At 33.3% G+C, this 26,498-nt stretch carries 35 protein-coding genes and 1 pseudogene; 27 read left to right on the top strand and 9 right to left on the bottom strand.

Annotation, left to right across the window (positions count from 1 at the left end):
* The first annotated feature begins 286 nt into the window (after positions 1–286).
* Positions 287–865, top strand: coding sequence for a type II toxin-antitoxin system PemK/MazF family toxin (locus M5V91_RS10970; RefSeq protein WP_251175401.1), 579 nt, complete (start codon positions 287–289; stop codon positions 863–865).
* Positions 866–1,080: 215 nt separating this feature from the next.
* Here M5V91_RS10970 and M5V91_RS10965 read toward each other — a convergent pair whose 3' ends face one another.
* Entirely contained in the window at positions 1,081–1,440 is a 360-nt protein-coding gene (locus M5V91_RS10965) for a hypothetical protein (protein WP_251175402.1), read from the bottom strand.
* A 286-nt stretch (positions 1,441–1,726) separates the two neighbouring features.
* Between M5V91_RS10965 and M5V91_RS10960 the strand changes: the two genes are divergently transcribed.
* From M5V91_RS10960 to M5V91_RS10925, 8 genes are all read left to right on the top strand, one after another.
* Positions 1,727–1,936 (top strand): hypothetical protein, encoded by a 210-nt coding sequence (locus M5V91_RS10960; protein ID WP_284522119.1) that lies wholly within the window; start codon positions 1,727–1,729, stop codon positions 1,934–1,936.
* Between the two features lie 86 nt (positions 1,937–2,022).
* Positions 2,023–2,286: a hypothetical protein gene (locus tag M5V91_RS10955; protein WP_251175404.1), complete on the top strand. Its 264-nt coding sequence runs from the start codon at positions 2,023–2,025 to the stop codon at positions 2,284–2,286.
* Positions 2,287–2,416: 130 nt separating this feature from the next.
* The gene (locus M5V91_RS10950; RefSeq protein ID WP_251175405.1) at positions 2,417–3,166 is read left to right on the top strand and encodes a hypothetical protein; all 750 of its coding nucleotides are present in this window, start codon (positions 2,417–2,419) and stop codon (positions 3,164–3,166) included.
* A gap of 186 nt (positions 3,167–3,352) precedes the next feature.
* Positions 3,353–3,988, top strand: coding sequence for a hypothetical protein (locus tag M5V91_RS10945; RefSeq protein ID WP_251175406.1), 636 nt, complete (start codon positions 3,353–3,355; stop codon positions 3,986–3,988).
* A gap of 29 nt (positions 3,989–4,017) precedes the next feature.
* Complete coding sequence (locus tag M5V91_RS10940; protein WP_251175407.1) at positions 4,018–4,254, top strand: hypothetical protein; 237 nt, start codon at positions 4,018–4,020, stop codon at positions 4,252–4,254.
* Between the two features lie 53 nt (positions 4,255–4,307).
* On the top strand, positions 4,308–4,502 hold the full coding sequence (locus M5V91_RS10935; protein WP_251175408.1) for a hypothetical protein: 195 nt from the start codon (positions 4,308–4,310) through the stop codon (positions 4,500–4,502).
* A gap of 53 nt (positions 4,503–4,555) precedes the next feature.
* Positions 4,556–4,777, top strand: a complete 222-nt coding sequence (locus tag M5V91_RS10930; RefSeq protein ID WP_284522118.1) for a helix-turn-helix domain-containing protein — start codon at positions 4,556–4,558, stop codon at positions 4,775–4,777.
* 38 nt (positions 4,778–4,815) lie between these two features.
* Entirely contained in the window at positions 4,816–5,010 is a 195-nt protein-coding gene (locus M5V91_RS10925) for a hypothetical protein (RefSeq protein ID WP_284522117.1), read from the top strand.
* Positions 5,011–5,033: 23 nt separating this feature from the next.
* Here the strand turns inward: M5V91_RS10925 and M5V91_RS10920 are convergent, their stop codons facing one another.
* Entirely contained in the window at positions 5,034–5,672 is a 639-nt protein-coding gene (locus tag M5V91_RS10920; protein ID WP_251175410.1) for a recombinase family protein, read from the bottom strand.
* A 393-nt stretch (positions 5,673–6,065) separates the two neighbouring features.
* Between M5V91_RS10920 and M5V91_RS10915 the strand changes: the two genes are divergently transcribed.
* From M5V91_RS10915 to M5V91_RS10860, 12 genes are all read left to right on the top strand, one after another.
* Positions 6,066–7,817: a hypothetical protein gene (locus M5V91_RS10915; protein WP_284522116.1), complete on the top strand. Its 1,752-nt coding sequence runs from the start codon at positions 6,066–6,068 to the stop codon at positions 7,815–7,817.
* Positions 7,818–7,830: 13 nt separating this feature from the next.
* Positions 7,831–9,129, top strand: a complete 1,299-nt coding sequence (locus M5V91_RS10910) for a phage portal protein (RefSeq protein ID WP_251175412.1) — start codon at positions 7,831–7,833, stop codon at positions 9,127–9,129.
* 288 nt (positions 9,130–9,417) lie between these two features.
* Positions 9,418–10,104: a hypothetical protein gene (locus tag M5V91_RS10905; RefSeq protein WP_251175413.1), complete on the top strand. Its 687-nt coding sequence runs from the start codon at positions 9,418–9,420 to the stop codon at positions 10,102–10,104.
* A 72-nt stretch (positions 10,105–10,176) separates the two neighbouring features.
* Positions 10,177–10,434 (top strand): hypothetical protein, encoded by a 258-nt coding sequence (locus tag M5V91_RS10900; protein ID WP_251175414.1) that lies wholly within the window; start codon positions 10,177–10,179, stop codon positions 10,432–10,434.
* Between the two features lie 395 nt (positions 10,435–10,829).
* Complete coding sequence (locus tag M5V91_RS10895; RefSeq protein ID WP_251175415.1) at positions 10,830–11,411, top strand: DUF4355 domain-containing protein; 582 nt, start codon at positions 10,830–10,832, stop codon at positions 11,409–11,411.
* A 33-nt stretch (positions 11,412–11,444) separates the two neighbouring features.
* Entirely contained in the window at positions 11,445–12,329 is an 885-nt protein-coding gene (locus tag M5V91_RS10890) for a phage major capsid protein (RefSeq protein ID WP_251175416.1), read from the top strand.
* Between the two features lie 72 nt (positions 12,330–12,401).
* On the top strand, positions 12,402–12,551 hold the full coding sequence (locus tag M5V91_RS10885; protein ID WP_251175417.1) for a hypothetical protein: 150 nt from the start codon (positions 12,402–12,404) through the stop codon (positions 12,549–12,551).
* Positions 12,552–12,571: 20 nt separating this feature from the next.
* Positions 12,572–12,886 carry a phage head-tail connector protein gene (locus M5V91_RS10880; protein ID WP_251175418.1) on the top strand — a complete coding sequence of 105 codons (315 nt, stop codon included), beginning with the start codon at positions 12,572–12,574 and terminating at the stop codon, positions 12,884–12,886.
* Positions 12,886–13,218 carry a hypothetical protein gene (locus M5V91_RS10875; RefSeq protein ID WP_251175419.1) on the top strand — a complete coding sequence of 111 codons (333 nt, stop codon included), beginning with the start codon at positions 12,886–12,888 and terminating at the stop codon, positions 13,216–13,218. The genes M5V91_RS10880 and M5V91_RS10875 overlap by 1 nt, the downstream gene beginning before the upstream one ends.
* A gap of 160 nt (positions 13,219–13,378) precedes the next feature.
* Positions 13,379–13,819 (top strand): hypothetical protein, encoded by a 441-nt coding sequence (locus tag M5V91_RS10870; RefSeq protein WP_284522115.1) that lies wholly within the window; start codon positions 13,379–13,381, stop codon positions 13,817–13,819.
* 101 nt (positions 13,820–13,920) lie between these two features.
* Complete coding sequence (locus M5V91_RS10865) at positions 13,921–16,443, top strand: phage tail tape measure protein (protein ID WP_284522114.1); 2,523 nt, start codon at positions 13,921–13,923, stop codon at positions 16,441–16,443.
* On the top strand, positions 16,395–18,884 hold the full coding sequence (locus M5V91_RS10860; RefSeq protein WP_284522113.1) for a phage tail tip lysozyme: 2,490 nt from the start codon (positions 16,395–16,397) through the stop codon (positions 18,882–18,884). The genes M5V91_RS10865 and M5V91_RS10860 overlap by 49 nt, the downstream gene beginning before the upstream one ends.
* Before the next feature lie 49 nt (positions 18,885–18,933).
* Here the strand turns inward: M5V91_RS10860 and M5V91_RS10855 are convergent, their stop codons facing one another.
* Positions 18,934–19,596 carry a hypothetical protein gene (locus tag M5V91_RS10855; RefSeq protein WP_251175421.1) on the bottom strand — a complete coding sequence of 221 codons (663 nt, stop codon included), beginning with the start codon at positions 19,594–19,596 and terminating at the stop codon, positions 18,934–18,936.
* A gap of 128 nt (positions 19,597–19,724) precedes the next feature.
* On the opposite strand from M5V91_RS10855, the gene M5V91_RS10850 reads away from it, so the two are divergent.
* Positions 19,725–20,321: a restriction endonuclease gene (locus M5V91_RS10850; RefSeq protein ID WP_251175422.1), complete on the top strand. Its 597-nt coding sequence runs from the start codon at positions 19,725–19,727 to the stop codon at positions 20,319–20,321.
* Between the two features lie 545 nt (positions 20,322–20,866).
* Here the strand turns inward: M5V91_RS10850 and M5V91_RS10845 are convergent.
* The 6 genes and pseudogenes from M5V91_RS10845 to M5V91_RS10820 form a co-directional block, all read right to left on the bottom strand.
* Positions 20,867–21,079 carry a DUF3006 domain-containing protein gene (locus M5V91_RS10845; protein WP_251175424.1) on the bottom strand — a complete coding sequence of 71 codons (213 nt, stop codon included), beginning with the start codon at positions 21,077–21,079 and terminating at the stop codon, positions 20,867–20,869.
* 331 nt (positions 21,080–21,410) lie between these two features.
* A pseudogene (locus M5V91_RS10840) lies at positions 21,411–22,238 on the bottom strand (ComEC/Rec2 family competence protein); the annotation flags it as partial.
* A gap of 160 nt (positions 22,239–22,398) precedes the next feature.
* Positions 22,399–22,644 (bottom strand): DUF7662 domain-containing protein, encoded by a 246-nt coding sequence (locus M5V91_RS10835; RefSeq protein ID WP_251175425.1) that lies wholly within the window; start codon positions 22,642–22,644, stop codon positions 22,399–22,401.
* Between the two features lie 30 nt (positions 22,645–22,674).
* Positions 22,675–22,935 (bottom strand): hypothetical protein, encoded by a 261-nt coding sequence (locus M5V91_RS10830; RefSeq protein WP_251175426.1) that lies wholly within the window; start codon positions 22,933–22,935, stop codon positions 22,675–22,677.
* A gap of 10 nt (positions 22,936–22,945) precedes the next feature.
* Positions 22,946–23,092 carry a hypothetical protein gene (locus tag M5V91_RS10825; RefSeq protein WP_251175427.1) on the bottom strand — a complete coding sequence of 49 codons (147 nt, stop codon included), beginning with the start codon at positions 23,090–23,092 and terminating at the stop codon, positions 22,946–22,948.
* 12 nt (positions 23,093–23,104) lie between these two features.
* Positions 23,105–23,320, bottom strand: a complete 216-nt coding sequence (locus tag M5V91_RS10820) for a helix-turn-helix transcriptional regulator (RefSeq protein ID WP_251175428.1) — start codon at positions 23,318–23,320, stop codon at positions 23,105–23,107.
* 143 nt (positions 23,321–23,463) lie between these two features.
* On the opposite strand from M5V91_RS10820, the gene M5V91_RS10815 reads away from it, so the two are divergent.
* The 5 genes from M5V91_RS10815 to M5V91_RS10795 all read left to right on the top strand — a co-directional run bounded on the left by M5V91_RS10815 (position 23,464) and on the right by M5V91_RS10795 (position 26,411).
* Entirely contained in the window at positions 23,464–23,667 is a 204-nt protein-coding gene (locus M5V91_RS10815) for a hypothetical protein (RefSeq protein WP_251175429.1), read from the top strand.
* 88 nt (positions 23,668–23,755) lie between these two features.
* Complete coding sequence (locus M5V91_RS10810) at positions 23,756–24,028, top strand: hypothetical protein (protein ID WP_251175430.1); 273 nt, start codon at positions 23,756–23,758, stop codon at positions 24,026–24,028.
* 445 nt (positions 24,029–24,473) lie between these two features.
* A complete protein-coding gene (locus tag M5V91_RS10805; protein ID WP_284522112.1) occupies positions 24,474–25,211 on the top strand; it encodes a hypothetical protein in 738 nt (245 codons plus the stop codon).
* Positions 25,212–25,363: 152 nt separating this feature from the next.
* Positions 25,364–25,504, top strand: coding sequence for a hypothetical protein (locus tag M5V91_RS10800; RefSeq protein WP_251175433.1), 141 nt, complete (start codon positions 25,364–25,366; stop codon positions 25,502–25,504).
* Positions 25,494–26,411: a helix-turn-helix domain-containing protein gene (locus M5V91_RS10795; protein WP_284522111.1), complete on the top strand. Its 918-nt coding sequence runs from the start codon at positions 25,494–25,496 to the stop codon at positions 26,409–26,411. The genes M5V91_RS10800 and M5V91_RS10795 overlap by 11 nt, the downstream gene beginning before the upstream one ends.
* Positions 26,412–26,498 lie beyond the last annotated feature (87 nt).

Below are 26,498 nucleotides of genomic sequence, written 5' to 3'. Positions count from 1 at the left end.
TTGGAGAGTTTGAAGGCTCAGGAGGGATTAATTTGGAGTAGAACGACGATGACCAGGAACCTTAACAGTTTTACCTCCCACTTTTTTAGTATGAGGCTTGACAGTTACGATTTTCTTGCCTTTTTGCGTTTTAGCCATTTTATCACCTCCCTGCTTCATCTGCAGGGTTCTAGTAAATTATACCATAATTTCTATAAAAATCTAACAATTTATTACAGAAGATTACAACTATCCTCCTATTAATCTCGAAATATGGTATAATATGGTGAAGATTGGAGGGGAATGGATGAGTGTAGTTGATGATAATGTAAAAAATTTACTAAATGAGATTAATAAATTTGACACCCTTTCATTTAAAGATAAATCTAGATTTATTTTAGAATTGAAAAAGTGGTTGTACAATAGTGTTAAAAGAAACTATAGGATTAAACAAAATAGTCGTTCTGAATCAACTAAGCGTCCTAGGCAGAATGTATATTGTATAGATTTCGGAGTCAATATAGGAAGGGAGTTTAATTATTTCCATTTCTGTGTAGTAATTAAAGAGTTTAATAATACTGCAATAGTTGTTCCGTTATCTACCGAAAAAGAAAATGATCCAGAATGGAAAAGTGCTTCCAATTTAATGATTCCTATAGGTGTTATTGAAGACATGCCCAAAGATAAAAAACCTGTTTATGCACTGGTTAATCAAATGAAAACTGTTAGCAAGCAGCGTTTAACAGATTATTATGTTAAGGAAGAAGGAAAACACTATCCAATGATGTTAGACGCTCATCAAATGAAAGCAATTTTGGATGCAATAACTAACTCGATTGGACAACAACAAATTAAAGAAAGAATAAAAGTTAAAGAAACTGTTTGACAAAGTTTGGGAAAACATGTATTCTTAAATAGAAGATAACTTTGGCTTAATTGCCCACTTAATAGTTACATACTGGCTTAATTGCCAACTAAGCAAAGATCTCTTACTTTATTAGTGAGAGGTCTTTTTCATTACCCAAAACTTAATATGTAGATAGAAAAATCCACAAGATTAACTTCTCGTGGATTTTTGTTGTTTTACATTAAATTATTTAATTATTTTTGAATGCTTAATATACCAGTAGCTATAGCATTTGCATCATTACTAGTTAATATTAACACATAATTTCCTGCTGGAGCACCGATGATTTTGTTCGCATCGCCATATCCTTGATCAACAATTTTATAATTTGTATCTCTTAAATACCATTTAAAATTTGTAGGCGTATTTTTAAGATCAACATAGATACCAAGGGAAGCACCAGAAACTAATGTTAACGTTCGAGTAGCCTTTGAATATTCGTTGATGTTTAATTCTGTGGTAGATTTGTCGATGATAGTAGCTGCTTCTGTAGGAGCACTATAGGATAGAAACGCTAGAATCAAAGCAAGACAGAGTACAAAGCTTTTCTTCATACAATTACCTCCAATTTTGGGATATTTTGATTAAATTATTAATCTACTATATTTTAGAATAACTGGAATTAAATTACCATAAATAAAAGAGTTAATATAAAAAATGATACAAATTTACTAAGGATAATATTATCGCATGTTCGTAGTAAAGTACTTTTGTCGTTTTAATAATGATTTATAACGTTGGCAAGAAGATTAAGTTGTTTGCCATTTGTCGAAAACTTTTTGTTTATAAATCCTTCGATATTTTCGGTGGTGAGTGTTAGGATTAACTTAAGGAGTGATAATGATGAAGGAAGAACTATATAATGTTCAAGGTTTTGATATTCTAGTTAAGGCTGCGAAACAACCTGATAATTATTATTATTGTACTGCAAGGTTTCCTAACTCTGATAATCATGTGATACATGTTGAAAAGGACATGGATACAGGTATTAAAAGAAGTATAGAAAAATTATTGCTTAATGGATCCCCGGAAATAGATAAATTAATATAGAAAAGATTTTTGTGTTTTAAGTAGGATTAATGTCATTTCTTGGAGAATATTATATTGGTAAGTATTTGATGAGGAGTGAAAAATAAATGGACATTGATTGGAAATTTATACATAAGCACAGAAATGCAGTTTTTTTAATATCAGATGGCGGAAAAGCAACACATGAGTTAGATGTAAATAAAGAGGTCTTCGCCAATACTGATACTTATGTTAGTTATAATATCAAGCCAGATATTTACAATAAAGATATGGTTAAAGACTTTATTACAAAATATCACATAACCGAAAGAATTGTTGATCAATATAATAACCTTCTCTTAATCGCTGATTACGAAGTAATAGATATATAAAATAATATCTCTTATTTGACAGTCCTTTTTCTTAAGGGACTGTTTTTATATTGTCGAAAATTTGTAATTACATAATCCTTCCATTAGAACAATTGTTTGTAGTATGATTGTCCTTGGGAGGGTGATATAAGTGGGAATGGATGAAAATGAATTATCTCATACTGCAAAATTTATAAAAAACAATGTTCAAGAATCTACAATAAGATACTACGATAAGCAATCTGTAATAAGAAGTTTGATTCAAATATTCCCTTTTGGAGGAGTATTGGACACCTATCTTACGAGCACTTTCAACAATATTTTAATCGAAAGATCTAAAACCTTTTTTGATGAATTGAATACTGGCAAGTGCATCTTAACTCCAGAGTTAATTGAAAATGAAGATTTTTTACATGCATTTTTTTCCACATTTAAAAACGCAATCCATACTAGACAGAAAGCTAAAATTCGATTCTTTGCTCGTTTATTGAACAACTTACCTGAAGTGAAAAATATTAATGAGTTTGAAGACTATTTAAAAATTCTAGATGAGCTTACTTACAGAGAAATATATATATTATATACTTTACATGAATTTGAAAGTGAAGTTTGTTCTGATATTTTAGGTAATAATCGAACATATATAAAACTAATTAATTCAAATAAGTATTGGAACGATTATGTAAACAAATTAATTTTAGATTTAAATATTAATTCAGATGAAATACCAGGATTGATACACAGGATTTCTAGAACTGGATGTTACATGGAATTTACAGGGTGGGCAAATAGTGATAATGACGGAAGTGGGCATACTACAGAAGTTTTTGATAAGCTTATAAACCTTATTAAAATGAATAGTAAAGATTTCTGTGATATTGATAACATAGAAATTATTTAAAGGTTGTATCTACCCAGTTCAAGGTGAATCGTTAATACTTAATGAGAAATTAACATTAACAAAATATTTGATAAGAAATTTAACAGGCAACTTATAAGCGAGTGTCTCTGTAATTTTTATCACTCAAATTTAAAGTAGGAAATTCCTTCTTTTTGTCTAATTATTAGATGAGGGGAGTGTAAGAATATGACAGTTATACTTGCTTATTGTAGGAATGATTGTTCTATTATGTTAGCTGACAAAAGGTTGAACATTGGAAACAACCAAGAAAAGGGCTATCAGGATACTGGACAAAAGTTAATAGAATTTGGTGTAGGTTGGGCAAGTGGTTCAGGTTTGTATGAAGTGGCAAACAGAGTTATTTATTATTTAATTGAGGATAAGATGAATGTTCTTGAAAGTTATAAAAGAACTTTAGAACAAATAAAGATTGGTAATCCCCATCTAATTGAAGGTATTGATAATACGGCAATTTTGGTATCATCTTTTGATCCTTCAACAAATTTTAATTTGAGTTTTCTTTGGAACGGAAAATGCACTGGGTTAAAAAAGGAAAAAGTAATTATGTTACCTCCTAAAGATTATACGAAGGTTAGAGAGTTAGAGAAAAAGTATGATTTAAATCTTGGTAAGGATGGAAGGATTACTGAAATTATTTATCAAATGCTACTAGTGTTTAAAGAGATTAGTGATACATCTAATTATGTTAGTAAGACTTGCGATATAGGAATAACATTATTAAACGATGGACAGTTTTCTAAATTACAAAAGTCAGGGGAAATATCAGATCTTATTAATCAAGTAGAGAATAATGAATTTTAATGGGACACTCGATAATTGAGGTGAATTTAATGGAAGCTAATCAGATTTGCTTTACAATTCTTAAAGACAGTGGAAGGTACAAGGTTAATAAGAAGAGGTACAAATTTAAAAGACAAACCAAGTTTGATTTTATTGAAGTTTTACCCGAAGAATATTGGGACAAACCTTTTGATGAGCAACATGTGATATCTTATTCTAATAGTAATGTTTTCTCCACCAGGGAAGAAGCTGAAGAGAAATGTTATGAATTAAATAATAATCATTGAGTCACTCAAGCGAGTGGCTTTTTTATATGGGGAAAAAGAGGCGGAAATGAAAAATGAAGGTACTCCGAAATGAAAATAAGGCCTATGTATTATTGGATGATGAAAGCTTGTTAGAGATTAGTGAAGAGATTTCAAATAAGGATCTTCTTAAGATGCAAGAAAATCGATTATTGGTTATTAATGGTGATAGCAGAGGGATAACTAAAGATGATATTGAATTTGAAGAAAGTAAATTTACAACACTATGAAAGTGTAAAATTACACAATGGATAGTGTCTAATTGTAAAGAGGTGAAACACATATGAGTAATGAAGTTAAAGAATATGTTCCAGATGGACTAACCGATAAACAAAATGAAGTAGCCATATTAGAAGCTTACGGAGGCATGGATCGAAGGCAAATATCAAAGACAGTTGGCATAAGTCATCAAACACTTTACACCTATTTAAAGAAGCCAGAAGTAATAGCTACCATTGACAAATACAGACAAGAGAAAAAAATCTGGCTAAGTCCCTCCTGCTAAAAAGTTTGGATAAAGCCAGTGCAACTTTAGCTGAGTTAATGGACTCTCCCGATGATTCTATCCGTCTTAAAGCAGCAGATAGGGTTCTTCAATATGGAGTAGGTAAGCCGAGTTCAAGTCTTCATGTTACAACCAATCTGACTAACAGTAATCAAGGTGATACACCTAAAGATATCTTGGACATGGAAGACATGGAGTTTGAAAACAAATTAGATGAATATGAGGACGAATAAAAAGCCTTTCTACAATGAAGTAGTTAGGCTTTTATAGTTTCTTCATACTCTTTAATTATCTTATAGAATGAGCTTTTCTTTAGGTTAAGTAATTCCATAAGTTCAATGGCTGTCATACCTCTAGTCTTCCATGATTGATAGTTATCATTTAGCAGCTTCTTTTGTTTTTCACTTAGAGTATCAAGGCTTACAGAAGGTCTACCTAAATGCTTTCCTTGTTGTTTAGCAAGTGCAATTCCTTCAGCCTGTCTTTGCTTAATTTTCTTTCTTTCCTGGTCAGCTACATAGGATAACAGCGATAAGAATTGATCTTCCATAAGCTTTCCCATGTCTCCCATTTCTCTAAATTTACGGCTGTCAAATAAGGTTTCATTCTCAAGTATAACAATATCTGCTTTAAGTTCACGAGTAATGTATTTCCATTCGTTTATAACAGCATCATAGTTACGTCCTAAGCGATCAAGGGCATCTATATAGAGTAAATCACCTTCGCCTAATACTTTAATTAGTGTTTGGTACTGTGGACGATTGAAATCCTTTCCTGATGCTTTATCTATAAAGATTCGTCTAGCTTCAACACCTTTATCAATCATTTTCTTAACTTGTCGTCCTTCATTTTGATCTTTACTGGAGACACGGATGTAGCCGTATTTATTTGCCATCTTAATCGCTCCCTTTTCTTATTGATTACCTTAATTATAATCCAATTGTCTGTAAAGGTCAATTTATTATACAGACATTTAACTGCTTTTTTAATACCTTTACGGAAAATAAAAACCTTAATAAATCAAGGTTTATCGAGTTATTAATTAAGTAAAGGTAACTGTCCGCAAACTATACCTTTATGGACGGTGGGTAATGCGGAATTAACTCGTTTCTATGAAGAATAAGCATATGATCAGACTCTTTATAAGGCTCGTGGAGAAGAGTTAAAGGATGGGATAGCTATATCATTAGGCAGCATCCCCCCACCATTCTGATTAATTAGAGGCTAAAAATGATGTAGCAGGTTACAAATATTTTTCACAAAATTTTTTTATGGAGGTGGTGAGACAATGGATCAGTCATACCCAAAATTAATTAACACTAAAAGAAATCGTGATTTGTTACGTGAGTATCTATACAAGGATTATAGAAAACGAGGTTTAAGTAAAGAAGATGCAATGAAGAAAATGAAGTATCTTATGCAAAAGTATTCAGATAACCTATTCGGTGAAGAGGGACTTGCATGGAGCTTAGGCAAGAGATCATTAACTTTCTTTAATTTATATTTTTTGCAAGATTTATTTGTTAATGAAGACGACTGTGCTCCTCTTGCACCAATTCATTTTCAAATTTGGGATGACATTGAAGATATGGTAGTCAGAAACACACATAGTAGACAAGGTTATATCCTGCCTCGTGGTACAGGAAAATCAGCATTTGGGAACTTAGCTCCTGTTACGTGGACTAGTGTATATGGCATTAAGCGTTATATCCTTATTGGTTCAAGTATAGGTAGTACAGCCAGAAAGTTTATTAAACAGGTTAAAGATGCTATTGAGGATAATATTTATATTGAATCTGCTTTTGGTAAACTTATTGATCCTTCAAACAGGTCTTTAGTAAACAATAGCGAAGCTCTTGAACTATCTAATAACGTCACTATAGAGAGTATCAGCTCCACTTCTCCAATGAGGGGGCGTAAAACTAAAAATAATGTCCGGGTTGAATTGTTAGTCCTGGATGACTTTCAAGATGATGACGATGTAAGAATGGCAGCTGCTCGTGATCAAAAGTGGAAGAGGTTTTCTGATGATGCTACTAAAGCCATACAGAAGCCTAAAAAAGATGCTAATGGGAAGATAATCCGTCAAGCCCATATGCTTGCTCTCGGAACTCTACAGCATCCTGAAGACTTTTACTCTAGATTGTATAATGATCCGACTTGGAAGTTCAGAAAAGAAAAAGGTGTATTAATTGATGATGTAGACGATTTTTTTAATGAAGGTTTATGGATGCAATTTAAGAAATTACTTAATAACAAAGATGATAAAAACAGATTAGATACTGCTAAGCGGTTCTATTATGATCATGAAGAAGAAATGAAGTACCCATTACTATGGGATAGTTACTGGGATTGCTTAGATTATGCGTTAGATTACTTCTCTAATCCTGCTTCGTTCAACCAAGAAGTACAGGCTAGACTAGATTCAAAAGGGCATAAGAAATTTACAACTGTAATCACAGAGTCTCCTGAATCAATTGAAAAGCATGATTTTACGAAGACAATGCTGGTTATAGATCCAGCTGGTACTGATGTTAAGGTAAAAAGTAAAAAGAATTACTTTGCCTTTATTGTCGGTAGTTTAAGTGAAAGTAATATTCGCTATGTTCGTAAAAGTGAAATACATAAGATGGAATACAATGAGTATATGGATAAGACTTTACAACTGCTAAAGTCTTATCCAGACATAACACATATATCTATTGAAAAGAATGTATACTCTGGGGCAGATGTATTAAGGCTTCAGGAATTAGTAAAAGCAGACAAGGAACTGAGTAAGCGAAAGTTTACATGGATAAATAAGCAGCAAACCAAGAATAAGGATGACAAAATTGATACCATCGTTGCTGACGTAAATATGGGAAGAATTATTTTTAACGAAGAAGATGAAGCGGCCATTGAGCAATTACAGGATTTTGCTGGCTGCGAATTTAGTAAATATGATGACTTTCCGGATTGCTTGGCTGAATTTGCAAAACAAGTATTAGAAATTGAAGTAAGAAAACCAATTAAGACACTTCCTAGGAGTGTCTTATTTTAATGGAGGGAAATAGATGGCAAGTGAAGACTTGATATTAAAGTTATTACATGAACTAGATGTTCAGGCACCTAAATATAAAAAGCTATTAGACTATTATGAGGGAAGACATAAATTATTGTTTGAACAGCCAAAAGTTGAAGACAGTCGAAATGACGAAAGGGCAATTTTTAACTATTGTCAAAAGACGGTTCAAAACTTTGTCGGATATCTATTAGGGAAGCCAATAAATTATCAATCTAAATCGGGGAACAAGGATTTTATTAATTCTATTGAAAAGCACTTTGCTTTCTGGGAAAAGGAGCACAATATACGGCTGAAGGAATTAACTGAAATTTACGGACTGGCATATGAGGTATGCTATTCAACAAGCCAAAAAGAATTCCTCTGTGCTTGCTTCAGTCCTCTGGAAATGATCACTCTAAATGATGGGACAATTGAAAGGAACACTTCATTAGCAGTGAGAAGATATCAGAAACCATATGATGATTCAACTTATGTTGATGTGTGGGATGATAAGTACTTAACTAAATATGTTCTTAACAATAAGAAATTAGTTCAACTATCCAGAAAAAGACATATATTTAGTATTTGTCCTGTTAATGAGGTTGTCAACAATGACTCTAAACGTTCAGCATTTGATGGGATTGTTAGAATAAATGACCTTTATAATGCTGTAAACAGTTCTGCAGCAAATGAAATGCTCGATCATCGTTCGGCATATTTAGTTATAGAGAATGCAGATTTAGACTTAGATGAGGCAATAAAAATGAAACAGAATGGAATTATTCTGGCTCCTGCTGGTAGCAAAGTGTATTGGTCGGTAAAAGACGTCAATAATGCTTTCTTTAAGGACATGATTAAACAATGGCAAGATGAATTTTATATTCAGACAAACACTGTAAACTTGAATGAGAACTTTCAATCAAATACTTCAGGTGTGAGCATTCGACTAAAGTTACAAGAATTAGAAAACCTCTCGGCTATTAAAGAATCAATTTTTGAGAGAGCATTAAAAAGGCGCTTTAAACTGTTCTGTGAATGGCTAATGATTGCTGAATCTAACGAGTTCGATTATAGAGACTTGTCCATTTCGTTCACTCGAAATGTTCCTGTGGACGAGGTTGCAATAGCGAATATGATTATTTTGCTTAAAGATATGCTGCCTCATGAGGATTTAATTTCTTGGCTTCCACGGGTAACTAACCCACAATCGGCAATTCAAAAATTAAAAAATGAACGAGATGCAATGGGACTGTATACTCTTGATGAGCACCTTAAGAAACAAAATGGTGTGTTGAATGAGAAAATTTAATGATGAACTAATTAAAGTGATTAAAGAAATGTATGAGGAAAATGAAGATAAACATCTTGAGGTGCTTAATTCATATTAGAAATCAAAATATAAGACTATTGATTACTTTAATGATTTGTTCGTCGAATTAGGGAAAGAAAGTAAAGTTAATAACACTGAACTAGAGTTTCGATTGGAATTGTCGAAATATGCATTCCGAAAGTAATAGGATAAATTACCTCAGTAATGTAAAATTATTTTGATTGTATTTATTAATATCATAAATAATCAAATGAGGAGAACTTACAAATGGAGACAGAAACAAAAGATGTAAAAAACACAAATAAGATTCTTAAATGGTCAGCAGTTGGAGGATTAATTGTACTTATGGTCATTACCTACATGATAGGTAGTAATGCAGGAGAAAATGCAGCGCAAGTAAAGATTGATGGAGAAAAAGTTTATTACGATGAACTTGTTAAAGAAATAGAGAAGAGATCTGCACTTGTAGAAGAGTTGGAGAAAAAATCAGAGACATACACAAAAGAATTGGTTGAAATTCAAACTCAATGGGATGAGAGAAAGCCAGAGTTTGAAGAGGCATTAGCTGCAGTTGAGAATAGAGATGCAATTAAATCTGAAACAGAAGAACTACAGAAGACAATCGATTCAAAGAATGGTGAGATTAAATCAATAAATGAAAAGATAAAATCAAAAAACAATGAGTTAGCTAGTGTAGAAGGAAAGATTAAAGAAAAGAAAGAAGCACCTAAAGTACTCTCAGCAGGATTCTTTACGGTAGGTGAAGATATTCCAGAAGGAAGATACAAGGTTGTTCCAAATGGCGGTCAAGGGAATTTCTTTGTTAATGATGGAATGGATGTAAATATCATTCTTGGTGGTGGCGGATTTGGGGAATCTGAGTATGTGTTTTATGCATATGAAGGAGATGAAATTGAACTAACGACTTCTGCTAAGTTTATTCCTGTTGAATAGTTTAATGGTATGGACGGTAGAGTAGAAGACTTTTACCGTCCTATTATAAAAAATTGGATTGAGGATGCTCACATGAAGACACCAGTTGCAATATTATTATCATGCTTTTTATTAATTGGTTGTACAGTGGATGGAGGATTAACTCATAGTGATTGTATGGAGGAAAACGGAACATTTCTTTATGAAGGTTGGTGTACAGAGATGAGTGATATCCCTGAAGAAGATCAAGAAGAAGTCTTAATGGAATATGTTGATGAGCAAGTTGAAAGAACTGGAATGACACGAGAAAATGTCTTAGAAACGATGATTATGTTCTTAGATCAACAATAATTGGAGCAGAAGAGGATGTTTTTAGTGTAGTAAGATTGTTGATGGTGTTGAGTTTTCAGCCGTTCTCGATAACCGTACCACTCACTTTTGCAGAGATCATGATGGAATTCAGTATAGTCTAGATGATCCTGATAAGCCTTTTCTTCCTGCTCATGTTAGGTGTAGGTCTACTTGGTTGCTGATACTCATCAAAAATCGAAAACCCTAAAAGGAAAGCCATGAAATCGTTTGATGATTGGTTCAATGACAATATTGATTAAAGTCACTTCTATTGAGGTGGCTTTTTATTATGGGATTTCTGCAAAGGATAGGGGCAGAAAAGTGTATTTAGTGGGATAGATACATAAACAAATTAGACACTTTATGGCTCGCACATGAAGGGTTAGGAGGTAAAGATGGATTTACAAGCAGTAAAAACGTTCCTAGAGGAACAAAAAGAAAATGAGGAAGTCATAGCATACCTACAGGGGTTATCAAAAGTGACACCTGAAGGAGCAAAAGCTTACCTAGATACTGAAGAAGGTAAAAAGATTCTTCAGCCAAAACTGGATCAAAATTTTACAAAAGGTCTGGAAACTTGGAAGTCAAACCATCTTCAAAAACTCATTGATGAAGAGGTAGCAAAGGTGAAAAATCCAAATGAAACACCAGATCAAAAAAGAATTAGAGAACTTGAAGAAATGATTGCTAATGACAGAGCTGAAAAATTACGTTCGGATCTTAAATCTTCTGCTGTCACTTCTTTGACTGACAAGAAGTTACCTACTTTCCTAGTCGATTACCTTATTGGAAGAGATGAGGAAGTTACTACTCAAAACTTAACAAAATTTGAAGAGGTTTGGACGACACAGATTCAAGCAGTTAAAGATGAAATTCTCAAAGAGAATGGTACCACTATTGATGAAGGGGCTTCTAGCGGTAGTGGAAGTAATTTAGATTTCTTTAGTGCAATTAAACAAAATCAAACTAGAAAGTAATTTCTAAATAAAAATATTGGAGGCTATTTTATTATGACATATTTAAAAGAACAATTATCAGGATTTGTACCAACAGAACAAGCAGCAGGAATTATGAAGGATGTAACTCAAGGATCTACAATTTTGAAATTATCTAAAGTAGAACCAATGAAAAGTGAGAAAAAGAAATTCTCAGTACTAGCAGAGGGACCAGGTGCTTACTGGGTAGGAGAAGCTGAGCGTATTCAGACTTCTGAGGCTAAATGGATCTATCCTGAAATTGAAGCTAAAAAGCTCGCTGTAATTATCCCTGTAACAAAAGAAAAACTTAATGACACTACTATTGATGTGTTTTCAGAACTAACACCTGAGATTGCTAAAGCATTCTACACAGCTATTGATGGTGCTTGTTTATTCGGTACTAATACTCCTTTTGCAAAGAGTATTTTTGGAGTATCAGATGCTGCAGGAAGTAAGGTTGAACTCGGCACAAATACTTCTTTAGATTTAGACGTTTCAGATGTAATGGCTCTTGTAGAAGATAGTGGTCTAGATGTTAACGGTTTTGTTGCACATAGAGGAATGAAAAATTCATTAAGGAAACTTCGTGATGCCAATGGAAATGCCCTTTATGTAGAAGGTGTAAATCAGAAAGAGCTTTATAATCAAGCAATCGAATACTCAGGAAATGGTTCTTTCGATAAGACAAAAGCAGAGCTTATTGCTGGGAACTTTGATTATTCTATTGTTGGTATTCGCCAAGGTATTGAGTATCAAATCTTAACAGAAGCAACCCTTCAGAATACTTTACACACAGATGGCAAGCCTTTGTCTCTGGCTGAGCAAGATATGGTTGCTATTAAGGCGACAATGAGAATTGGATTCTTACCGGTAAAGGAAAATGCCTTTGCTCTACTGACTCCAAAACAAACTGCATAAATACATATGTAGAGGTAGGGGTTATTCCCTTACCTCTATTTTATTTTCGAAAACTAAGAAAGGGATGAATACATGAATAAATATGTTAACAAAGATGGCAGAGAAATTCATGCTACTGAAAAGGCATTTAATGTTTTATACAAAGCCCAAGGGTTTACTTTAGCTACCAAAAGTAAGAAGAAAAGTGGAAGTAAGGAAGAAGTGAAGGGTAATGAAAATTAAACTAATGGTAGGTGAGCAATATGACTTTATCTGTTGGAGAGAAAGTGAAAGTTCTCCTAAATATAGAAGATGATCTTAATAATACTGTCTTAGAGATTCTGGAGGAGAATGCAACCTATTTTATTCTAAACCGACTCAAAGTTGAAATAGTCCCAGAAACCTTAAATTCAACTTTAGTTAAAATGGTTATTCATGACTTTCAAAAGAGAAAGAACAGTAAGAATGGACTCTTAAAAAGTAAGCAAGAGGGAGATATGCAAGAAAGTTATTTAACTGATTATCCTAAAGAGATTATTGATGAGATTGATTCTAAAAGAAAGATCAGGGTTATCTAATGAACGAAGAAACAGCATACTTATTTTCTCCTGGCGGATATCTTTATGATTCAAATGGAAACATCGTAAGGGATCAGTTTGGCAGACCAGTAATGACTGAACCTAGTCCTGATATTCCATTTGCTTTAAGAAGTTGGCAGCCATTTGGCACACACCAAGCCAATAATAAATTCGGATTAAATGCGGTTGAGTCTAATTTTAGGTTCTTCTGTGATCCTGATGAACGCTTAACTCTGAATACAGAGCTAATGTTAAAAAATAAGAAATACAAAATTACTTGGGTATTTCCTTACAATTCTCATTTTGAAGTTTTAGTAAAATTCTTACCTTAATTTATTCCTCACTGGCTAGTACTCCCTTCCTCTATTACTAGCCATAAACTTCTCCTCAATTCCATTTCAAAAATACAATAGGGCGTTTATACAAAATTGCATTCATGTGCGCTTTTGTATAAGCGCCCTATTTTTTAATTTTTTATAAGGAGTGTAAATAATGGCGAAAGATGATATGAAAATACTAATTACTGGATATTTAGATGAAACAAAAACAACGAATATTATAAATAAACAACTTAAGAAGATCGAAAAGAACTTAAAACTGAATATTGGAATAGACAATAAGCAGTTAGCTGGCTTAGTTCGTGACATAGAGAAGATTCAAAGTAAATTAAACAGAAAGGTTACTCCGATATCTGAAAAAGATTCGAAGCAAGCGAAAGTATTTGTTGATTCAATTGATAAAGCAGTAGAGAAATACAGTAAACTTGGTCAGGTTAAGAATAGTCAAAAGATTAATCCTGTAACAAAAGAAATTGAGGCATTTAAATTAGCTGTCACTCAAGCAGACGGCAAAGTAAAGGAATTACAATATGATCTTGCCCAATTAAAAGGAATTCAGGGGCGGGGAAATATGCGCTTACAGGTGAATCAGTAAAAGATAATATTGCATCGGTTAGAGAAAAACAATTACAGCAGGAACAACAAATTAACAGGCAAATTGAGCAGCAAAACCAGAAACTTAAGCATCAATTAGAAATGTATAAACAGGAAGCTAGTCTTAAAGCGAAAAATTTAATAAATACCAATCAAAACAATAAGAACTTCGATGATAATGTAGTAAAGAATTGGCTTAACTCTGTTAATGCTTTAAATACTTCAACTCCAATGGCTACTCAGCAAATGGATAGGTTACGGATGCAATTCAGAAATATTCAGTCTGAAGCAGCTAATTCAAATACCCAAGTTAGTCGTTTCGGAACTACAATGGAGAATGCTTTCGGAAGAATGCCAATATATATGGCTGCAAGTGCTGCTTTGTTTGCCCCTTTTGTTGCATTAGACAGACTAATTGACACTCTTTATTTGCTTGATGAACGATTAGTTACTATTGATAAAGTATCAGAGAATGCTGATTTAGCATCTATATTTGATAAAGCAACAGAGGCAGCATTAAAATTTGGACAGACAATTGATGGCACATTGGAATCACTTGGTGAGATTCAAAAGTTAGGGTTTAGTACTGCTGATGCTGAATCACTGAATAGTAACGCAATGTTACTTTCAACCGTAGGTGAATTTAAGTCTAATGCGGATGCTGCCAATTATCTTGTTGCGATTATGAGACAATACAAACTAGAAATAGCTGATACAGCAAGAGTTGTTGATGCTCTAAATGAAGTCAGTAACAAGACTGGTGCAGATACAGTATCATTGAGCCAAGGTTTATCTAAAGCTTCTTCTACTGCTGCAACTGCTGGTGTATCGTTTCATGAACTAAATGGTATGATCGCAAATACTCAAGAAGTATTGAAAATTAGTGGTAATGAAGCAGGAACATTTTATAAGACATTATTTTCTCGTTTCTTACGTGATAAAACACAAAGTATGCTTCAAAGTTTAGGAATTGAAACGAAGACAATGAGCGGTGAATTAAGATCTGCCACAGATGTTTTGAGGGATTTAGGTGATCAATGGGAAACCTTTGATGCTCAAACGAAGAATGCTATTGCCTCTCAACTTGGTGGTGGTTGGCATGTAGCAAAAACTATAAGCTTACTTGAGAACCAAGATAATGTCTTAAAAAATATAAATATCAGTATGGATAGTTACGGTTCTGCCACAGAGGAACTAAGTACATTCCAAGAAGGTCTTCGCTTTAAAACAAATAACATGATTGCTTCCTTCCAGGAATTAGCCATGACCATTGGTGAAAATGGTGCCCGTGATGGAATTGTAAAAATACTTGAATCGGTTACTGCTTTGACTCAAGGTTTTACTCAGGTAACGGAAGCAACAAACGGATATAATATCAAATTACCTATTCTAATTGGACTGGCATATGGAGCTGTAAAAGCGTTCGGAGCCTTAAAAGTTGCTTTAACTGGTGTAAAATCTGCTATGGGAATTTTCGGTCTTGGTTTAATTGCTGTTGAAACTATTGCATCAATGTTTGCTAAATCTGCCTCTGCAGCTGATTTAAATACAGAAGCTATGACTGAACTTGCTCAAAAAACAAGTGATCAGAAAGATGAGCTTCAAAAGTTAGTTCAGACTTATAACGACCTTGAACCACAAGCCAAAAATAACACAGAAAAGCAAAAAGAACTAGAAGGTGTCCTGTCAGATATTAAAACTTTAGCTCCTCACTTAATTGAGTCAACTGGTAAATATGGAGATGCTCTGACGTTAAATAAGGATAAGGCAGATGAATATATAGAATCACTAAAAGCGATGAGTAAAGAACAATTTACAATGGCACAATCAGCTAATTCTATAGAAATGAGTACCATTAATGTTGATTTAGATAAAGAGCAAGATAAGCTCAATAAATTAGAAAACAGCGTTAAAGATGCTTTTAATCGGATGCAGGATTACCAAAAGAAGTACAATGTGCAAGGGCTAACTGATGCTGAAGAGGAATACAACAAGCGTAAAATTGAGCTTGCTAATAAAGCATCTAAGGCTATTGAAGATGGGAATAAGGAACTCTCAAATAAGATAACCCTTCAGCTAACTGAAATGCTAAATGAATATGCAGAGTATGTAAAGATTATTGAGGATAAAGGTGGAAAACTATCCGATTACAATGATCAAATAGCTAAAGTTCAAGAACTTGAAGGTAGGAAAGGTGAAATTGAAGCAAGGAAAAAGGCATTAGATGAATTGATCAATAGTACAGAAGGCAGTAATTCAGCTAATAAAAGGAATGCCGATTCACTCTCAACATTAAAAGATGGTGCTTATGAAGCTGCTGAAGGAGTAGAGGGATTGTCGGAAGCTGAAAAAGCGGCAGCTGGGCAGGCTGAAAAATTTGATTCTGCTTTAGAAAACATCAAAAATTTGAATAGTATTATTAATGACCTCAATGAAAATCATTCAGTTTCTGCGGATAACCTAAGCCTTTTGATTGAGAACTATGATAATCTTCTACCTTATATAAATGATGAAGCAACTTTGAGAAAAAAGTTCAAGAAGAGATTTCAAAAGAAGAGAAGATTGCTAAGCAAGCAATGCTTGCAAAACTTCAGTACAATGAACACTTCTACAAACAAGCCTTAAAGGGCAATACAGAATTAGTGAAACAGTTCCATAAGTTATATGGTGTTGATTTAAACTCCTTTAAAAACTTAGCAGCAGCTAAATGGAAAATTGAAGAAAGAGTATTGGAGAAAATCTCGAAAGCTTGGTCTAATCATTATACTCAAGCTATGCATGCTGCATCTGCGATTCAAATGGCAACTGGTAATCATTTTAGTGGATCTTTGTTGGCGATGTTAAACCAATCTAAGATTGCTAGTTCATTTGCAGGAATGCAAATGTCATTTAATGATATTTTTATGGATCAGATAGATTTAGCAACTGGTGCTTCAATTGCAAACAATGGATTGGCTGACTCCACTGAAAAAGCAGGAAAAGCTCTTGAGTCATCTACTTATATAAGTGATAAGTATAAACAAGCTCTTGAGTCTGTAAATTTACAGCTTGAGAAACAAAGAGCCATTAAAGCAAAGTTCCCTCAGCATTCCAAGGAATATCAAAATGCATTAAAAAATGAAATCAAACTCCTGGATCAACAGAAAAAGCTGATTCAAGAACAAGCAAAGTCATTAGATTCCCAGATTAAGTCCGGTAAGATTATGGAAGTTGGAAGAGTTGTAACATCAAAATCATCTTCCTCAACCTCAGTTTCATCTGGAGGCACATCATCTCAGATATGGAATTTCTTTAAGTCAAAAGGATTCACAGATAGTGTTGTAGCAGGTATTATGGGTAATCTGCAACTTGAGTCAGGATTAAATCCGAATGCTTTAAACAAATCTTCAGGTGCTTTTGGTATTGCTCAATGGCTTGGCGGACGTAAAACAGGTCTAAGTAATTATGCTGCTTCAATGGGAACGAGTATTAGTGATTTAAATACTCAGCTTAACTTCTTATGGAAAGAATTGAAAAGCACAGAAAAGAGAACGCTTAACTATTTAAATAGTAACCAAGGGGCAAGTGAAGCTTCGATTGCTGCAGCATTTGATCGACTCTTTGAGCGTTCTGAAGGGACTCATATACCTCAAAGACAACAATTTGCTAATCAATTTTTAAGTCAATTCAGGGGTACTAGTGGGGGCACATACTCAGAAGCATCTAAAGAAGTACCAGAAAACATGGCTAGTGTTGATTCTGCAAAATCGCAACTTCTTCAATTACAACAAGATGCAATAGCTGTTGAACAGCAAATGCAAGAATTGTTTATGGATTTAGTGGATGCTCAGCTATCTAGTTTTGATCGGATTAAAAATTCATACTCTGACGATTTAGCAAAAATTGATCTTATTCAGCGTAGAGAAACACAGGGTTCAAAGGAATGGTTAATACAACAAGCTGAGAAAGAAGACATTATTGACAAACAAATTGAACAAGAGAAGAAGGCTGTTAAGTTTCTCAAGGAGCAAATAAAAGCAAATAAAGACTTGAATGCTGCTCAGAGATCCCTGCTTGAAGACCAATTAGTGGATAGATACCAAGAACTGTACTCACTTGAACAAAATCTGTTAGATGAAGGTATTTCTATGGCTGAACAGACCATTGATACATATAAGAAAGCTGCAGAAGCTCAGAAGAATGCTGCAATTAAAGCCATTGATGAAATTATAAATGGAATCAATAAAGAGGCAGAAGAGGCTGATTATAAGAAGAAGCTTGAAAATGCCCAGAAGAGCAGACAAGAAATACTTGATGAAATCGCAAAATTATCAATCGATGACTCTTTCGCAGCTAAGAAGAGGATTGAAGAATTAAGAAAACAATTCCAAGAACAAGAAGAATCAATTGAAAATATGCAGGATGAAAAATCAAGACAAGATAGAATTGACAGCTTAAACGAGCAGAAAGAGAATATTGAATCAGATTACGATAATCTAATCAATGATGAACGTAAATTTGCTCAGATGCGCTCAGATATTATTAACGGTAATACAAAACAGATTCAAAAGGATCTGGTAAAGTATTATGCAAATATTAAAGCCAATGCTAATGTCCTTGGTAAGGCATTAAGTAACAACCTCATTGACCTTATTAATCAGGCTAATAAATACTTAAACGGGAAAGATTACAAGCCTATTAAAGTTGCACAAGCTAAGAATGGCGGAATTTTGCCTTCGTGGGGTTCACAGGGTAAGGCTATGATTGTTCATGAAGAAGAAATGATTTCAAATAAGCATGATACGAAGAACCTTTTAGCTGCAATGGGTATGTCTGAAAAGCTGGTCAATGCACTTTCTAATTTCAAAGTTCCTTCTATCTTGCCAAACGTTGCAATGCCTAAACTGCAGTCTCCTCCGAATGTTTCTAATAAAACTGTTGGGGATACATACTTTAATGTACATATTGACAATATTAATGGTGATTCCAGCCTTAAGTACACTATGGAAAAAGTTGCTGAGGCTGCTCTAAAGAAGTCTTATGAAAATATGGTTAGTGGTGTGAAGATAATTGGTGGTAAAATGTAATATGTGTGGCTCTCCTTTAACAGGAGAGCTTATTTTTTGTGGTAAAAATTTAATTATCCTTCATAGCTTCATCCGATATTCTGTATTGATGATTTGCTCGATAATACAAATAATCTTTTAGAGCATCTTTAGTTTCTGCAGAGAGATTAATTTGATGAGAACTTAGAATTTCTCTAATTTTATCTTCATCAGGTAAGTAGATGCCTTCTGATTTATTATACATTTCATCTCTTACTTCATTATTTTCAGTTTCCTGATAGATCCCGTTTACGAAGTTATTATATAAATCAAACGAATGCAATTTATAGAATGTTTCCAGAGTCTTAGAAATAGCTTCATCCTCAATTTGCAGATCATTCATCAGTTCTAAAATTCTATCTTTGTGCTTATGTTTTTCGTAATCATCCATACCAGCCATGCGATCGCCAAAAGTTAAATTTGATAGAGTGGTATGAAATAGAGTCTTTGAAATCTCTCTTAAACTATCTAAAGTTGCATAAGCCTCATTGACAGCTTCTTGCACTTCGTTTTTCATTTTTGCTTCAAATCCTGCTCCACTAAATTGCTCAAATTTATCTAGGTTTAAAAACACTCCGACAAAACCACCCATAATAATTGAGATACCCATTTCTGCTGGCTTTCCAGTAAATCCGAAATATAATGATGGACATATAATGCATGCTAAAGTAAAAATTGTTTTGAATACACTCATTATTCCCCCTCCATTTCCTATATATGGGTATTATATCATAGAGGGTAATTGAATTTTTGACTGGGTAAAAGGTTTAATGAATATTTTTCCACTTAATTACCAATACCTTAGGATAAGGAGGTAGTTAAATGTTATTAGTTGAAATAATGATTGCAGTTGTATTAGTTGCAGCCTTTATTCAATTCCAAAGAGTGAAAAGGCAAACAAATTATAAGACTGCATTATTAGCAAATCATATTGATTCAAGCGAGGAAATGAAAAGAACATTGGCAATGGGTCTTTATCTAAGATTTACAAGCGATGAGATAAATGAAAAAGGGTATTCGTCGATGTATATAAAACAAGACCCTATTAGTTTTGAATCATTTGTAGCCAGAGTTATTGAAAAAGCTAAGGGAGGAGTTACATGGGTAACTCCACCTATTGGCGATTTTGGAGTTGATTTTGAACATGACACAAAAGATGGCAAATTCCTTGGACAAGTAAAATGCTCTAAAGGTGATCAGCCATTTAATCCAATTGCTATAATTCATTCTAATATGATTAAACATGGGGCTGTAGGTGGATATGTGATTACTACAGGTTCTTTTACAAGTAATGCTAAAGAGTATGCAGAAGGGTTAAATATTGAATTAATTGATGGAGTAAAATTAGTTGAAATTTGGTTGGATGGTATAGAGGACGATGAGCGGGAAATAAAGCAGATGCTTCCTGAGTACATATAAAATAAGCCCTTCTCAATAGAGAGGGGCTTATTTTATACTAGATATTCACTTCAAATCTTTAGCCCAATATAGCCATTAATATCCCAATGGACAAAAATCCTAAAAGTTCTATACCTATACAAATTCCTATAAATATTATTGCGTTAGAAAATCTCTGAGACATTCCCCATATAACTAGTGCAATTACTCCAATGATTGAAATGACTTCTAAAGGGAACGACATGGTTAAAAAAGCTATTAACGGGAATATAAACAGCATTCCGAAAGTAAGATTCCCCATCACTTCTCCAAATTCTGTACGCGGTACTTTTTTCTAACAATTGGTCGAAAATTAGGTATCTTAGTTTTGTCTGATTTACGCTTGCGGAGAGCGCTATCCGATACCATGCCTCCATCATTGGAGTAATATTCATCTTCATTCATTATCTGTAACCATCTTTCTTATATATAGATTTCAAAGTAAATTAAATTTATAATCGAGATTCTTAAATATCTCAATTACTCAATAAGAAAAGCCCTTCTGACTTTAGAAGAGCTTTTAAAAGTTAATCTTCCCAAACATCATTCATTAAATCTTCAATTTCATGACGCAGTTTTTCTGTTTCATCTTTTAGCACTTTTACTGTACTCCCATCAATTTTCACGACATCTCCAACAGATGCCTCTTTGGGAAATATGCTTCTTTTAAAATCCTTTGTTTCTCCATTAATCTCTACAACTACCCAATCGCCTTCGAATCTATCAATAATTCCTTTCATAGACCACACTCCTTTATTTTGGTGTGAATGAGGTTTGAGCTTTATAAGTTTTTCCCTTATATGTAGAATTTATATCTACTTTGACAGTGAATCCTTTTGCTGCTCTTCCGATCCTTACAGGCAGTTTTTTTCCCACTGTACCAGTGTAAGGTGTATTCGTGCTTTTATATTTAAAAGTAGCCTTATATTTTGTACCTGACGGAAGTCCTTTTACATCAAGATTTATTGTTGAGTTCTGTTTTGGACTTTTATTATCAACTGTAGCAGTTAACTTATAAGCGGCTGGTTTACTGACAGTTGGATCGCTTGAAGGTTTGGTATTGAATTTCACTGTTTTACCATCTGATGTAGCAATAATGCTTCCTTGAGAATCAGTACGATATACCTTTGATTTTACTGCTTTTAAGCGGTTTACTGTATCAGTAGTTGGGTGTTTGTATCTATTACCCTTACCAACACTAATTACAGCATTTGTAGGTTTAACAACATTAAGCATTTCCTTTGAAGTGGACTCTTTTGCTCCGTGATGCCCAACCTTCAAGACGTCTACTTTAGATAAATATTTTTTAGCTAACATATCCTTTTCGGACTTTAACTCAGCATCACCAGCAAAAAGAAAAGTGTTTTTATTGTACTTAAGCGATATGACAGCACTCCAATTATTCAGATCACTCTTAGAATACTCTTTTACAGGAGCAATAAATTTTGCTTGAACAGACTTATCTATAGGCAAGGAAACTCCTGCTTTTGCAGTTTTAATGGTTTTCTTTTCTCTTTTTACAGCACTTAAGAAGTCTTTATATGCTTGAGTGGTATGTGATACTTTCGGTGCGTATATGTTTTTTACCGAAAAAGCATCTAATACTTCATCCAATCCACCAATATGGTCTGCATCAGGGTGAGTGGCAATCATAACATGGATAGTTGATACTTTCTGCTTTTTTAGATAAGAAACCACGTTATGCCCTTTTGCTTTATTTCCTGCATCGATTAATATGTTTTCACCTTTAGGTGTCTTAATGAAAATTGCATCACCCTGTCCAACATCGATAAAATGGACAGTTAAATTTTTGGTTGCTGCAGTTACACTATTCAGCCCAAAAAATAAAGAAATTAATAAAGCTAATACAACAGTTAGTATTGGTAGTTTTCTTTTCATTTTTCTCCCCTCAAATCTGATTTTACCTAGATTTCAAAAAATACCATAAAAAAATTACTTTTTTACCAAATAAATTTGAAGAGGGTAGTAATATATTACTTTAACTATTAGTATTCTTTTAATTATTTGTACAAAATAATAACCCTTCAATAATGAAGGGTTAAAACTTTTCAAACGTAACAGTTTTTCTAAGATCAATGTTTTTAGTCTTCCATCCAGCCTGTAACCAAGACTTTGCTTGAGTGTGATTTCCAATATCATTTGCCCACCAAGCACTATGAATATATGCCGATTTGGGTAATGGAAACTTTAATATTTCTTCGATCTCTCCAAAAGATAATGTAACTTCATTTGTCTTGATCTTTTTAAGAAAATCATAAATAGGTAAATATTTACCATCGTACATAATTTATTCTCCTTCCCCTGTAAAGTTGGATTATAAAGTAAAAGCTCCTTCATTTTTGAATCGTCTTACCAAACTGTAAGCTTGTTCTTTTGAAATATATTGTTTTGTTTCATCTGAGACAGATTCAATTAATTCTTTTGAAGCATTGTTGATTGGAGTTTCTTTTATTGATGAACAAAGAATTTCAGGGGTTGCGTGGGTAGGAGTGCGTATTTCCTTTGTGACGTATATAATTTCTGATATATTATTATCGCTTTCAAATACCGTTCTTTTTATGTAGTAAAGTTCCATTTCAATCTCCTTAGTAAACATCTTCTGGCTCATCATAATAATGAAATCCATCTTCAATTTTCTTTTCGCATTCAGCACAGTATAACCAATATCCCCATTCACCATTTACCGGATATACACTATTACTATTTTCGCATGTACATAGTTCATTTTCCATTTTTAAAACCTCCTATTTCCCTTCTTTTGAATTATCACGTTCGTACAATTCATCTACCTTAACTCCCAATAAATTAGCTAGCTCAAAAATTTCCGGAATAGAAGGAAAGCTTTTACCTGTGCACCAACTACTAATAGTATTTCTGGACTTGTTAAAGTGTTTTCTAATGTAATCTCGTTTATATGGGGAATCATCTATTATCTTTCCGATATTACTTTTCAGATTCATTGTCATCACCTAATAAACAATTTCTACAAAGGTATACTAATTACCTTTAACGATTAAAACGTGATAATAATACAAGTCAAACTTGTAATAATCCAGTATTAAAGGTCATACCTTGTATTAATAACACAAAGGGAGGAGTTAATATGAGCAAGAACAAATGTATTAAGTCTGTATCATTCAATATTAACAATGAGGACGAGAAAGCGTGTCTGGAGCAAATAAAAGCAGTTAACTTTAGTGGCTATGTTAAAGAGTTAATTATGGCTGATCTAGCTAAAAGAAACGCAGAGAGAAGGATTGTCCATAAGAGCAATGGAGGCGGTATTAAAATTGTAATAGGAAGCTGATGTTACTCCTCCCCATCAGATTAGAGTGTAACACTGTAACACGGTTGACACTGTCAATTGTCAAGACATTTTGAAAGGGGATGCTATTGTGATAGAGGGGGAAGGGTTAGGTAATAAGAAGGTTAATCGGGTAAATATTTCACTGACCAACAAAGTAAATCAAAAATTATGTAGACTAGCTGTATCATGTAATTTAAAGCCTACAACTCTGGCAGGAATGATTGTTGAGGTTGGATTAAATAATCCAGTATTTATTGACCAATTACAGAGAGAATATGGTGTTCATAATGCATATAAGGTTGTTCCAGTTAAAGACTTCAATTCAGGGGAATTGGTATTCACCTTGAACGAAAGAGCTTAATATGGATTGGATCAGCTTTAGTACAGGTATCTTGAGTGCTGCAATGGCATTTGCTCTGTTTTCAGGTAGTGAAAAGGAAGATGTAGAGATAGATGAAGAAATGGATAGTGCAGAATGTGATTATAGCGTGAGACATGTTACGTTATCATGCCAGACTTGTAGGAAGTTGAAACGTCATAAAGAGGTTAGTCATAATTTGTTTCAATGTGTGAAGTGTAAAAGGCATGTTGATTTGAGGGTATCTTAGGGGGAAAAACTTTTAGGCGCTAAAACAGACATTACTTTTTGTTTATATGGCAACATGGAGCAATTAAGTTTTAAATTTTAAATTAATACTTTTATACTAAATTATTTGAATTTAATAGAAAAACAGGTATAATAAGGTTAAAGAACGCTTGTTCTCCTGATTGTTTGGCTTTGCATATTATTTTGTGGAGGTTTTTATTTGAGGCAAATTATTAATAAGAATGCTACAGAAGAAAAATCGCAGCAAGAATTATCCACTGTTCCCGGTCCCTTGGTTATTAAAGTATTAATTGAAAATAGTTTAAATGATATTTTTGATGAAGCTAAACAAGAATGGGAATTAGTCACGAATATTCCTAATGATTCAGATGAATTTGCTGAAAACTGCGAACTGTGCAACCATAGAAATTACAAGGAAAACTGGCTTATACAAAATACTAACACAAAAAAACTTCTGAAAATCGGATCAGATTGTATAAAAAGATTTATTCAATTTGCTGGAACATCTAGTCAAGCTGACAGCAATAAATTCTTTGATAATAAACAAAAAGAACTAAGTGCAGAGTTGGATATTAGAACACTGTATCACCCAGTAATAATTTTACCTTTACCGACTGTAAGAATTGCAAATCGTTTTAGAAAGACTACTATTGAACTTCTTGAAAAAAGAGGTCAAAAACACTTGTTGGAAACTAAGGAAGGAAGATACGAAGTACTTGTATCATTGTTAAAAAGAAATGCTCCATCTGAGAAGGAGCAAAGAAATTTTGAATGGTTAATGAGTGATCCTTCATCCCTACCTATGCAAAAAGAAACAAAAAAGTTCAAAGAAAAGTATTATAAAGAAGGATCTACATTTAAAAAGCGCAGTAAAGTTACATTGACTACTTTAGCTACTTCACAGGCTTATCGTAATCCAGAAAAAAAGTATGAATAATAACTAATCCTAAGAGTGGCTTTTTTAGTCACTCTTTTTTTATATTAAATTATTTTATATTAATCAGATAATTTTGACAATATATAATTTTACCCGTATAATAACCAAGGTGTTCTGCAGGACATTAAAAAAACTATTGAGGAGTACAAAATTTGAATATAATAGAACCGATTATAAATATCAGAGAAATAAATGAACCTAACTTTGAATTAATGGCAAAAGCATTAATCAATTTATATGCGGAATTAGAATTAAGTCTTTCAAATAATGGTGACAGCACAAATGTCAAATAAATGGAATAAAAAAGAAGATGAGATACTAAGGGGAAACTTTTCCTCGGCAAACTGGGAAGATCTCCTTGAAATGTTGCCAGGTAAGGGAGAAGGGAAAATTACAGGTAGAGCAGTAAAATTAGGATTAAAACGAGAAAGTGAACTAATTGCTGAGTATTATGATGATGAAAAAGATGCCTGGGTAGTTACTTATGTAAATTATAATAAAGTGAAATCAACTGTATCTACAAGTTATCCAGCTAAAGGTGGATTATCTCTAATCGAAGCAAAAGAAAGAGTTTCTAGAAACATTGGAAAAGCTATAATTGATATCTCAAAACCAAAATACCAAGAATTAATAGAGAAAATCGGTATAGGATTGCATACTAAAGAACTTGAATCTATTTTTTATAGAATGCAGCTAGAAACTTTTTTTATAAATGAAGATGATCCGAAAGTTGAAGAGTATAAGGAACTGCTCATCCGTGAGATTAATAAGACAATAGATCAAAAGAAAAAAGGACAGACTATGAAAAGTGATTGGAATAAAGAAGAGCTAAAATTGTTAGTTGAAACAGATTTTACTAAAAAGACCTGGGAAGAAATAAAAGAAATGTTCCCAGACAAAAACAACATTCTTATAATTCAGCAATTACATGAACTTGATCAGACAAAGTTTAAAAACGGAAGTATTTATTGGAAGGAAGGCAATTCTCCCGCGATAATAAAAGAAAAGCCTAAAATCAAATCAATAAATAAGGATGAATTACCGGATGCATTAAGTCCAAAACACATTCAGGAGGTATTAGGCATAAGTAGGCGAAAGACATATGAGATGTTGGAGGATCCACCATTCCATGCTTTAAAACTCGGAAGGTTAATAAAAATTTCAAAAAAATCATTTTTTAAGTGGTTCGATGGAGAGTGAGGATTATTCCTTGCTCTTTTTTTGGTTTCGAATGGTTTGGAAGGGGTTCGAAAGTAGGTTCTGAATTGTTCAGAATTAATGAATAGC

Source organism: Cytobacillus pseudoceanisediminis (assembly GCF_023516215.1).
Lineage (GTDB): Bacteria > Bacillota > Bacilli > Bacillales > Cytobacillaceae > Cytobacillus > Cytobacillus pseudoceanisediminis.
Note: the sequence above shows the minus strand (reverse complement) of the source record. Positions and strands in the feature narration are given on the sequence as shown.